This window comes from candidate division WOR-3 bacterium, assembly GCA_039801245.1.
Classification (GTDB): domain Bacteria; phylum Hydrothermota; class Tepidihabitantia; order Tepidihabitantales; family Tepidihabitantaceae; genus JAOABP01.
The window spans coordinates 1-10661 of sequence record JBDRUF010000020.1; the positions used below are offsets into that span (position 1 = coordinate 1).

11 protein-coding genes are annotated in these 10661 nt (G+C 50.7%); 8 read left to right on the top strand and 3 right to left on the bottom strand.

The genetic code is table 11. The annotated features are described in order from the left end of the window. Window positions 1-66: 66 nt before the first annotated feature. Complete coding sequence (locus tag ABIK47_04060) at window positions 67-234, top strand: hypothetical protein (protein ID MEO0019800.1); 168 nt, start codon at window positions 67-69, stop codon at window positions 232-234. Between the two features lie 28 nt (window positions 235-262). On the opposite strand, the gene ABIK47_04065 is transcribed toward ABIK47_04060, so the two are convergent. After that, on the bottom strand, window positions 263-1438 hold the full coding sequence (locus ABIK47_04065; GenBank protein ID MEO0019801.1) for a PQQ-binding-like beta-propeller repeat protein: 1176 nt from the start codon (window positions 1436-1438) through the stop codon (window positions 263-265). A gap of 30 nt (window positions 1439-1468) precedes the next feature. Beyond that, the gene (mscL, locus tag ABIK47_04070) at window positions 1469-1873 is read right to left on the bottom strand and encodes a large-conductance mechanosensitive channel protein MscL (protein ID MEO0019802.1); all 405 of its coding nucleotides are present in this window, start codon (window positions 1871-1873) and stop codon (window positions 1469-1471) included. Window positions 1874-2148: 275 nt separating this feature from the next. Between mscL and ABIK47_04075 the strand changes: the two genes are divergently transcribed. The 3 genes from ABIK47_04075 (at window position 2149) to ABIK47_04085 (ending at window position 5549) form a co-directional block, all read left to right on the top strand. After that, the gene (locus ABIK47_04075; protein MEO0019803.1) at window positions 2149-2517 is read left to right on the top strand and encodes a hypothetical protein; all 369 of its coding nucleotides are present in this window, start codon (window positions 2149-2151) and stop codon (window positions 2515-2517) included. Between the two features lie 383 nt (window positions 2518-2900). Then, complete coding sequence (locus tag ABIK47_04080) at window positions 2901-3956, top strand: hypothetical protein (protein ID MEO0019804.1); 1056 nt, start codon at window positions 2901-2903, stop codon at window positions 3954-3956. A gap of 312 nt (window positions 3957-4268) precedes the next feature. Then, entirely contained in the window at window positions 4269-5549 is a 1281-nt protein-coding gene (locus ABIK47_04085; GenBank protein MEO0019805.1) for a FlgD immunoglobulin-like domain containing protein, read from the top strand. A 47-nt stretch (window positions 5550-5596) separates the two neighbouring features. On the opposite strand, the gene mgtE is transcribed toward ABIK47_04085, so the two are convergent. Continuing rightward, the gene (gene mgtE, locus ABIK47_04090) at window positions 5597-7003 is read right to left on the bottom strand and encodes a magnesium transporter (protein MEO0019806.1); all 1407 of its coding nucleotides are present in this window, start codon (window positions 7001-7003) and stop codon (window positions 5597-5599) included. Between the two features lie 109 nt (window positions 7004-7112). Here mgtE and ABIK47_04095 point away from each other — a divergent pair, with 109 nt between their 5' ends. The 4 genes from ABIK47_04095 to ABIK47_04110 are packed head-to-tail and all read left to right on the top strand — an operon-like array spanning window position 7113 to window position 10624. Beyond that, on the top strand, window positions 7113-7511 hold the full coding sequence (locus ABIK47_04095; protein MEO0019807.1) for a c-type cytochrome domain-containing protein: 399 nt from the start codon (window positions 7113-7115) through the stop codon (window positions 7509-7511). A 5-nt stretch (window positions 7512-7516) separates the two neighbouring features. Beyond that, a complete protein-coding gene (locus ABIK47_04100; protein MEO0019808.1) occupies window positions 7517-7963 on the top strand; it encodes an OsmC family protein in 447 nt (148 codons plus the stop codon). A 50-nt stretch (window positions 7964-8013) separates the two neighbouring features. After that, window positions 8014-8622 carry a hypothetical protein gene (locus ABIK47_04105; protein MEO0019809.1) on the top strand — a complete coding sequence of 203 codons (609 nt, stop codon included), beginning with the start codon at window positions 8014-8016 and terminating at the stop codon, window positions 8620-8622. Between the two features lie 58 nt (window positions 8623-8680). Continuing rightward, window positions 8681-10624, top strand: a complete 1944-nt coding sequence (locus ABIK47_04110) for a carboxypeptidase regulatory-like domain-containing protein (protein MEO0019810.1) — start codon at window positions 8681-8683, stop codon at window positions 10622-10624. Window positions 10625-10661: the final 37 nt, after the last annotated feature.

A 10661-nucleotide genomic window follows, 5' to 3' on the forward strand; every position in this document is an offset into this window, starting at 1 on the left:
GGTTAGAGGGTATAGGGGGCTATCCCCTCCACTCTCCGGGGGCGAGCGTAATGCCCGGTTTTTTCAATGTTTAACGACCTGGTCGGACTGGAGAGGATTGGGCGGCTCTATCAGGCAGTTGAACGGCTTAAGGCAAAATTAGGTAATGCCTGGCTGACCCAAGGCTTATACCTTGATCCCCGGTCCGGGAAAAACCGCCTGAAAATCCCGGTCCTCAATATCAAGGTGATGTAGTCGCCTGAGAGTGCCTTTCTCGTGCCGATTACTGGGTTAAGACATTTCCCGAATTGCGGTTGTCGTGTCTTGACCTGGGCCAGGATGATTGCGCCAGTCCAGCAGCGCTGGTGTTAAAGGCAAAAAGTCCGGTGCCGCAGCCAATGTAAACCGTGCCATCAGAGCCGATTGCCGGTGCTCCGAGCGAGTTGACAACTGTTGTTCCAATTGGATAGCGCCATTTCAGATTGCCGTCAGGGGTAAACGCACCTTCAACACCATAAATTGTGCCCTCAGAATCAATCGCCAAATCATAGGCTTCCTGAACTAAGCTTGTGCTCTGTTTTTTCCAGCGCACCTCTCCTGAAGGAGAAACAGCATAGAGCCAGCCCCGAGCCGAACTGGTGGCACTGCCAAGATAGACTGTGCCGTCGATGCCGATAACCGGTGTGCCGATACTGATGCAATCGCTGTCTTCAAGAGTGCAGGTCCAGCGCAGGCTGCCATCATCGCTGAACGCAAGGAGATTGCCGGCGTCGTCAATACCGGTGCCGAACACATAAACGGTTCTGTCCGCGCCGATTGCCAGCCGGTCAATCGTGGAGATTGCCGGTGCCATATCAAACGACCATTTCACACTGCCATCAGGATTCAGGGCAATCAGGTCCCGGTCCGCACCGATATAGATTGTGCCATCAGCACCCACTGCGGGAAAGGTGATACAGGAGCCACCGCCAACCTCAACAACCCAGTCAATAACACCTGCTGGCGAAATGGCATAAAGCGATTCCGGTGCATAAACATAGATTGTGCCATTGGCTCCGAGTGCGGGTGTGCCATAGATGGTGGGAAATGTGGGTTTAATCGGTAACCGCCAGTTTATACTGCCGCCGGAGTTAATTGAGTAAAGACAGCCGTCAACAGCAAAAAGATAGATGGTGTTATCCTGCGCCACAACCGGTGAAATTAGAATATTTGAAGGGTGGTACCAGATGGTATCGGGCAAGCCCAGGCGCCATTTGACACTGCCGTCCTGATTGAATGCATAAAGGGTGTCGTTTTCACTGAATGCGTAGATGGTGTTGTCCGGTCCGATTGCCGGTGAAGAAAGAAACGCAGCACTGGTGAACTTCCATCTGATTTCAGGCTCTTTACCCTGCTCCCCGCAGGAAATAACCAAAACGAACAGCGCAGCAAGTCCGATGAGCTTGATATAGTCCTGCATTTTACCTCCCCCTTCTATTTACGAATACCCCTACCTTGCCTTTAACAAATCCCTGATTTCGGTGAGGAGTTTTTCTTCGTTTGAGGGGGCTGGCGGCGCGGGAGGCACCTGTTCTTGCCTCTTCTTGAACATATTCACCGGTTTGACAATCGCAATAAAGATGGCAAACGCAATCACGATGAAATCAATCAGGGTCTGGATGAACTTGCCATAACCCAAAACCACTGCTGGTTTGTCTGCAGTTGCTGCCTTGAGCGTAATGGCAAAATGGGAGAAATCCATCCCGCCTAAGAGCAGACCGATTGGCGGCAGAATCACATCACCCACAAGGGATGAGACAATCTTCCCAAAAGCCGCGCCGATGATGATGCCGACCGCCATATCAATCACATTGCCCCGCAGGGCAAACTCCTTAAACTCCTTGAAAAGAGCCATACGCCTCCTTTACTGGTTTATCAGCCACCTACTCATATCTCAGTATCCTGCTGAACAGGCACATTGTCAATAAAATCAGCAAACTGCTATTATTTCCCTAACCCTCTGATAAAAATCTGGTTAAACAATTTCAGGTTGCGAATCACCAATTCTGATGGAAATTCTGCGTTAATTTTTTCCGTTTTCTGGCTCTTAATGGATAGAGAGGAAAATGCGACTGTCCCTGGCGGCAGGGCAGCGCACAATAAAATCTGCCGCAGAAAGGAGGTGTTTTTATGAGTAATGTGACGAAGCGGATTCTCAAGTGGACTGTGAAAACCGACCCGGAGCGCATCAAGGCGATTCTTGAGGAACTGCGTCCCACGATGATTGCCAATGTCCAGGCCACTTTTCCTGAACTGGTGGCGATTGAGACCCAGATAAAGCAGGTTCTTGATGGTGAGGGGGTGTCGGTTATCGACTACCCGTTCTACCTCGCCTTCGGACGCGAACTCTGGTCCAAGCAGCGGGCAGGATTGTCCGGCGACTCTTTGGCGATTGAGGCTCAGACCTTAATCCAGAAGTGGGTTGCAAGGGGTCTTGCCCAGCCGGTTCTTGAGGTGATTCGCACCCAGGTGTTCAACATCTCACCAATCGGACCGTAACCAAAAAGGGCAGGGGTTCAGTTGAACCCCTGCCCTTTTAGTAGCGCAATATCTACATCTGCAGAATTTTTCTTTAGAAGCGTAATTTTTCTGCGGAATATAATGCCGCTGCGCAGCCATCAGCGGGTTTAAATTTTATCACATTAGAAATCTGCAACTTATCATAATGCCGCTGTGGCAGGTGTGGCATAAATATTGTGTCATAACATATATGGTCGCAGAAAAAAGGAGGCTAAAAGTTTTTCTTGACAAAGGGGCTTGGGGGGGTAATATTATTGCAGATTGGGCTTTGGGTTACAGTGAATAACCGGCTCAATTTTACAGGCGGCACCGGCCTGAGACGATAGGTCTTCATCTGTGGTGCGCAGATGGAGGTTTAGTAGGTGATGGCTGGAACCGAACTCTTGGGCGAGGAGGTTCTGGCAGAAACATTAAGCAAAGGAGGCTTAATGGTAAAGGGTGGACTAAAGTCAGTAATGCTTGCAGGCATCTTCCTGCTTGCGCTCGGCACCACCGCAATGGCGACCGATATTACTTACTACTCTGGTGATATCTGGGGCGGTCAGACGATTGATGTCGGCAATATCTATGCGATACTGCATTATGACGCAACTGACACGACACTCGTAATCAAGTATGAGACTGAAGGCGGGTGGATGATTGAGAAATGTGATCTCTGGATTGGAACAACTCCGCCGATAGAGAGAGGCGCTCCGGGTCAATATCCTTACAATTCAGGACCGGTCAATGATGACGAGTACAGTTTCAGTATCCCGATTAGCGAACTGAGAACAAAGTTCGGTATTAACTGGGGCTCTGCTGTTTATGTGATGCCGCACTGCGATGTCTGGCTTGATGAGAATAAAAACGGGGAAAAAGATGGAGGCGAACAGGGTCAGACCGGTTATGGCGGCACTGTTATTAAACCCAAGAAGGGATCCTGGTTCGGCTATTTCTGTTTCAGACTTGATCCGCCTGAGGAACCGAACCCGGGGCCTGAACCATACAGCGGTATTACCCTTACCCGTGGATACTGGAAGCGGTTCTGGTGGACACCGACTCCACAGAAACCCAGGCCACCACAGTGGTGGACCGAGGAATCAAAGAGTAATTTCCTGCCGGTTACCCTTGCTGGTGTTGAATTTGAAATACCCTACGACTTCTGGTCTCAACTTGACCTGCCGGTCAGAGCGAAGATATTCAATCAGTTCCTTGACCAGTTAATCGCACTCTACTGCAATATGACCCGTAATGGAGACCTTGATGGGGTTGTCTATCAGGGTAGCGTAACTGATTATTACGGCTGGACAGTAGCTCAGATTTTTGCCGAAGCCAACTCCTGCGACGAGGACACCGACCGTGCGACCCTTGTAGCGCTGAAGACGGTGATGGATGAGATTAACAACAACGAGACAACTCAGGTTCTTGTGGTACCATAAATAAGGAAAAAACCTTAAAGGGAGAGCCAAGCGGCTCTCCCTTTTTATTTGTCCGTTTTGCTAAGGGCGGAATAATTTCCTGAATTAAGAGAAAGACAGAATCGTTTGTCATCCAAAGCCAGTCTAAATATATGGTCAAGAAAAATCAGGAGTGAATTTAATAGCCGGCTGTTAAATACCACCTGAAAACTTATAAGGTGGCACCGACCTGTGACGAACCCTGTATCTGAGGTGCGCAGATGCATTCAGAACCCTGAGGAGAATACTTAAAGGGTTCTTGAAAGAATAAACCTCATAAGCTAAGGAGGCTTAATGTTGAGGAATGGAACAAAAGCAGCAATGCTGACAGGCGTCATGCTCCTGGCGCTGGGCACATTGGCAAGCGCAGGTGTTGCTACCCTGTATCAGGGCGATATCTGGGGCGGCAAGACGATTGATGTTGGTAATATCTATGCGATACTGCATTATGATGCCACTGATACTACCCTTGAGATAAAGTATGTTACCGAGAATGGCTGGTGGATGAAGGAATGCCAGCTGGATACGAGCACGACCGCACCGGCTGAGCGTGGTTCACCCGGTCAATACGCCTATAAATCAGGCGCTATTAACACCACCGAATACAGTTTCTACATTCCGATTGCTGACCTGCATGCACTTTATCCCGATGAGGCAGATGGGGTCTGGGGTCAGGATGTTTATTTCCTGCCGCATACTGCGGTGGTGAAGGTCAATGAGCAAGGTCAAGTTGTGCAGGATGAAACCGGATATGGCGGTGATGTGAAGGATGGTAGTCCTTGGTATGGTTATTTCTATATCACTCTTTTAAAGCCGACTCCGACTGGCGAGGAGCCAGAGCCATTTGAAGGCGAAACCTATACCCGCGGGTACTGGCAGCGCTACTGGTGGACACCGACTGCAAAGAAGCCGAACCCGCCGAGAATCTGGACCGATGAGTTCAAGGCAAAGGCACTGCCCGTAACCCTTGCCGGCGTTTCTTTCTCCACACCGCAGGACTTTTATGACTGGCTCAAGACACCGGTTGAGGGCAATATGTTTATCCAGTTTGAGGCGCAGTTAATCGCGCTCCACTGCAACCTGAAACTTACTGAAGACCTTGGCGATGCCATCTACAACGATTACAATCAGACTGGCGAGCCGATGGAGGGAATGACGGTTCAGGCGATTTACGACAGCGCCAACAAATACAATCAGTATACTGATGTAACCCTGCTTACTGAGATGAAGGATGTGATGGATGCTATCAACAACAACTACGAGTCAACCGAGAAGGTGCTCTGGCAGGGGCAGATGGGTTCGGTCGCAAACTTAGGCAATACTGCCCGGTTGAGCGTGAGCCCGAATCCGTTCACCTCAAGTGTGCGCATCAGAATGCAGAGCGGTCCTGCTGCCAGTTTCCGGGTGAGCGTTTATGACCGTGCTGGCAATAAGGTTAACGAACTGACCGCTGCTAACAATGAGGTGGTCTGGAACGGAACCGATGCCAACGGACGCAAACTATCAGCCGGAGTTTATTTGCTCAAGGCAGAGGGTGCGCAGGGTGCAAGCGCCCGCGTTGTCATCAGCAGATAAACGGTGTTAAACCTTAAGGGAGAGCCAAGCGGCTCTCCCTTTTTATTTTATGAAGGTTTGCCGAGAATCAGATAGGCGATGCCAAGATAAATGCCAGTGCCAAGGATATCGGCAAGGGTTGTTATCAATGGGGTGCTGGCGGTTGCCGGGTCGCGCTTCAGTTTTGTGAAGATAAAGGGCAAAACAACACCGATAGCACCGCCAACAATCACATTGACCACCATTGCGAGAATCACAACCGGGGCAACCTTGATACCGCCCCGGATAAAGCCCATAAGAGAGATGCCCAGCCCCATTGTCAGACCGAGCGCCGCAGCAATGAGAATCTCCTTGCCCAAGAGATAGAGCCAGTCCTTCATTTTGACCGTGCCTACCGCCAGCGCCCTGATGACCAGCGTTGCTGACTGGGAACCGGCATTGCCGGCGGTGTCAACGAGCACGGGCAGAAATGTTACCAGGACAACATATCTTGCCAAGAGGTCAGAAAAGCCCTGGATGATGCCACCGGTAATTAAGTCCATTAAAAGCAGGGCAAGGAGCCAGACAATCCGGCTGCGGTAAAGGAGCCGGAGCGGAACCTCGCGCAGTTTGGTGATGAAGGTTAAATCAATCCTGCCTGGATGGATACCGGAAATCTTGGTGATATCCTCAGTCTGCTCCTCGCGCAGGACATCAATGATGTCGTCAACGGTTACAATCCCCAAGAGGATGCCATCAGGATTGACCACCGGCAGGGCAAGCAGGTCATAGCGCTGGAACACCTTTGCCGCCTCCTCCTGGTCAAGGTTTGCCTCAACTGATATTACTCTATGGTCCATCAGCGCCTCAATCCTTTCGTCCGGTGGCGCAAGAATCAGTTTTCTCAAAGGGATGTCATCCAAGAGTCGGTTCTTTTCATCAACGACATAAACGGTATTTATCGTCTCGGCATCCACACCGTTTTTACGGATGTGGTCGAGCGCCTGTTTTACCGTCCAGTGAGAAAATACCGAAACATAATCCGGGGTGAGAAGCCTGCCCACACTGTTTTTCGGAAACCCGAGGCTTAAGAGGGTTTCGCGCCGGTCTTCTGGTGAGAGGAGGTTTAGCGCCCGCTGGATTAGTGTCGGGGGCAGGTCTTCAAAAAGTTCTGTTCGGTCGTCGGGTGCCAGTTCTGCCATCAACGCCTTGACCTGCTCATCCGAAAGGTTTTTAATCAGGGTTAATTGGGTGTCCGGGTCAAACTCGGCGAAAACCTCTGACTGGAGGTCACGGGGCAAAAGCCGGAAAAGAACAACGATTTCCGGGTCTTTAAGGCTGGCAATCAGGTCCGCGATGTCAGGCGCAGGCCAGTGGGAAAGGACATCCTTGAGCGCATGCCAGTCCTTCTGCCTGAGCATCTCGATAATCTCGGGCTCAAGGAGCTGTTTGAGGATGTTGATTCTTTTCCGTTCAGGCATAATGGTAAACATCATCTTAACTTATAATCCTCATCAGGCAAGTTTTTTCTCACCGATTTTTCTTGACATAATGAACTATTGTGGGCAAAATTTGACCGTGAAGCACCAACCTTTACTGGTACTGATGGGGCTATTGTCGTTGGCTTTTCTTTCCTGCCCGACCAGACCGAAAGGCACACCAGGGTTTTCTCCTGAGTCCGAAACCGAAACTGTTAAACCAACCCCATCAGCAACGGTGGCAATTAAAGAGGTGTCTTTTCGGCACGATGTCCTGCCGCTTTTGCGCGAACTCGCTGGTGACTGTCATACCGCTGAAGATATGGCAGGCAACTATGCGCTTGATTCCTATGAGGCGGTAATGGCAGGTGGCACCGATTCCATTCCCAATGTCCTTCCCGGGAAACCTGACAGCAGCCTTCTCTACCTTTACCTGTTGAAGGGGCATCCCTTTGGTAAAAGGCCTGATTCAGCTAAACTGGAGGTCATTCGCAACTGGATTCTCCAGGGTGCGAAGAACAATTAGGAAAAATGAAAATGAGTGTTGAGGCAAGGGTGCGCTGGGTGAGTGATATGCAGTTTGTTGGTGTTTCGGGTTCCAATCACGCAGTGGTGATGGATACCGGTAATGAGCATGGTGGTAATGATACCGGTGCCACCCCGATGGAGCTTTTGCTTGTTGCCCTTGCCGGTTGCACCGGGATGGATGTTGTTTCCCTTTTGAAAAAGATGCGGGTAAATTTCTCCGGGCTGGAGCTGAGGGTTAAGGGGGAAAGAAGGGATGAGCATCCCCGTATCTACACCAGAATTGAGCTTGAGTATGTCGTCTACGGAAAGGATGTTGATGAGGGGGCGGTGAAAAGGGCGGTTGAGCTCTCCCAGGAGAAGTACTGCTCGGTTACCGGGATGATTAAAGCTACCTGCCCGGTTAGTTACACCTATCGGATAGCCCAAAACCAGGGTGAATTAAATGCTTGACAAAGGTCTTTCAAAGGCTAAAATAATTAGAAATGAAAAGGAGGACTACTTTGCGTAGAAACATTTTTGTCCTGGCAATGGTGTTTGCCGGTCTCGGACTGCTTGTTTCCTGCAGTCGCGAGAATACGCTTGAGATTGTCTCGGTTAATGAAGGCAAGCCGATATATTCTGACCTGGCGGATTTTGGCATCTTCAAGGATGCGACCGAGCCGGGGGCAGAACCGGAATATGTCTCAGTTACACCGGATGATGTTGTTCCGATTGAGTTGCGCTATACCGAGATTGGGTTGGGTCTGCCAACCTGGCGCCCTTATGTCGCCAGGATTACCAAGGCGACAATCACATTTACCAAGGTTCTGGGCGAGGCGCCTGAGGTTCTGCCAAAGGTTGAAAGCAGGGTTAACATCTCGGTTATGAGCGACCCCGACGGGAAAAAGGCTACCAAAGGGTATATTACACTGATTCCCGCAATCTGGAAGGAGGAGGTTTTCGGAGCAGGTGCTGGTTACCCGGATGAACTGGGTATTGAAGCCACCCTTAAAGCCAAGATAAGGCTGGAGGGTGTTGATGAGGCATCGGGTAAAAGAATCCTTGCGGAGACGGAGGTTTTGGTGAATATCGGCAACTTCTGGGATGAACCGAGCAGGATTGGTAATTAACGGCATATAAGTTCATTTCCCGGGCTTTAGCAGGTAAGCATAAACAAAAGGAGTGATTATGAGAAGGTATTTAATAATTTCTATAGTCCTTGCCGTTGTGCCGGTTTTTGCCTATACAACTATCGGCGGGGGCAAAGGGCTTTTTCTGGTTAAGGATGCCCGGACTGAAGAGGCGGGCTTGAATGTGGCACTGCATCTTTTGGGAAGAAACCTGACGATTCCTGGAACCACTGATAAAGGTTATATTGGCGACCTGATTGCTCCAACACTTAATTGGACACCGTTATCAACCCAGTATGTGGGTGCGGAGATTTTTGCCAACTGGGGTGGAATTTTCCAGTATGCCCAAGTTGGTGACAGGGTTTACGACATCGGTCTGCACGACCTGAAGGCGGGCGCTAAAATTTCCATTCCGTATCTGCCGGTTCTGAAATTGGGTGGTATGGCATCCTACACATTTTTCTTCCGGGATGATGGTAACAGATGGATTGAGCAAACCGCGGTGCCGGTTGACACATTTTCCTGGGCCGGACTGGCAACCCTGCGTCTTCAGGACCTCTTTCCATCCCTGCCCAATCTGATGGTTAATTACGGAAAGGCGGGTGTCTGGACAAACTATGGTCTGGGGTTGGAACTGGCTGGTGAAGGTATGGCACTTTTTGCCGAGTTGACCTCGCGTCAGGGTGTAAATTCCACCGGCATCTTTGATACCGAAAACGGTCTTGTCCGTCTGACACCAGGGGTAACATTTGGCAGTCCGCGCGGCTTTGCCCTTACATTGGGTTATGGGGTGAGCCTTACCGAAAACAGCCCCAATCAGGTGATTTTGGGGATGAACATCGCCACCCCATTCTTCCGTAAACCGGCGGTGGTTTTTGGTGAACTTTCCGGCAAGGTTGTTGATGCTTCAAGCAAGCAGCCGGTTTTAGCCACAGTTGAATTCCCGGACAATCCGAAACTGAAGCCGCTTGTTACCGATGCTGCCGGGCTGTTTTTGGTGAAGAGGCTGCCGACCGGTGTTCTCAAGGTGCGGGTAACTGGTGAAGGTTATCGCCCGCTGGAGACATTTGTCAATGTTGAAACAAAGGCAGCGGGTCCGGTTCAGTTTGAACTTTATCCTTTGGTCATCTATGGCACACTTGCCGGCACCGTAACCGACTCCCGAACCGGCAGGCCGCTTTCAGCACAAATCGGTTTTGCCGAACCTGGGGTTGAGGCGGTCCAGACCGACCCGAATACCGGGGCATATCGGAAGGACAATATGCCGGTTGGCACCTATACAGTAACCGCAAGCGCGGACGGCTATTTTCCATCAACCGCCACGATTCAGATTGAGGAAAACCGCATCACCACCCAGAACTTTACCTTAAGCCCGTTAGCGGTGAAGACGGTTGTAACCGGAACCGTTACCGACCGCGGCACCAACGCTGCGCTTAAGGCAAAGGTAGTATTTAAGGATGCGGTAAGCGGTAGCCTATTCACCGAGGTGGAAACCGAACCGACAACCGGTGTCTATGTGGCGGAGGTTCCTGTTGGCACCTATGCCTTGACCGCAACCGCTGACGGTTACATTGAACAGTCAGCCGCACTGGTGGTTCAGGAGGGGAAACCGGCAACCCACAACTTTGCGCTGGTCAAGGTTGGAACTGCGGTGACGCTCAAAGGCATCTACTTTGATTTCGGCAAGGCGACGATTAAGTTTCCCGAGTCCCAGGAGGCTTTGCAGGCTGCCTATAACATCCTAAAGGAAAATCCGACAATCAAGGTTGAGATTCAGGGTCATACCGACAATGTGGGCTCGGATGAGTTCAATCAGAGGCTTTCGGAGCAGCGGGCGTGGGCGGTTGTCAACTATCTGGTTCAGCAGATGGGTGTTGAGTCTTCACGGCTGATTGCCAAGGGTTATGGTGAAACCCAGCCCAAGGCGAGCAATGACACGCCTGAAGGCAGGGCGCTCAATCGCCGGGTTGAGTTTGTGGTGATTGGCGAAATAGGGAAGTAACAAAGCCGTTGCTGTAATTGCGGGAGAGGATAAAAAC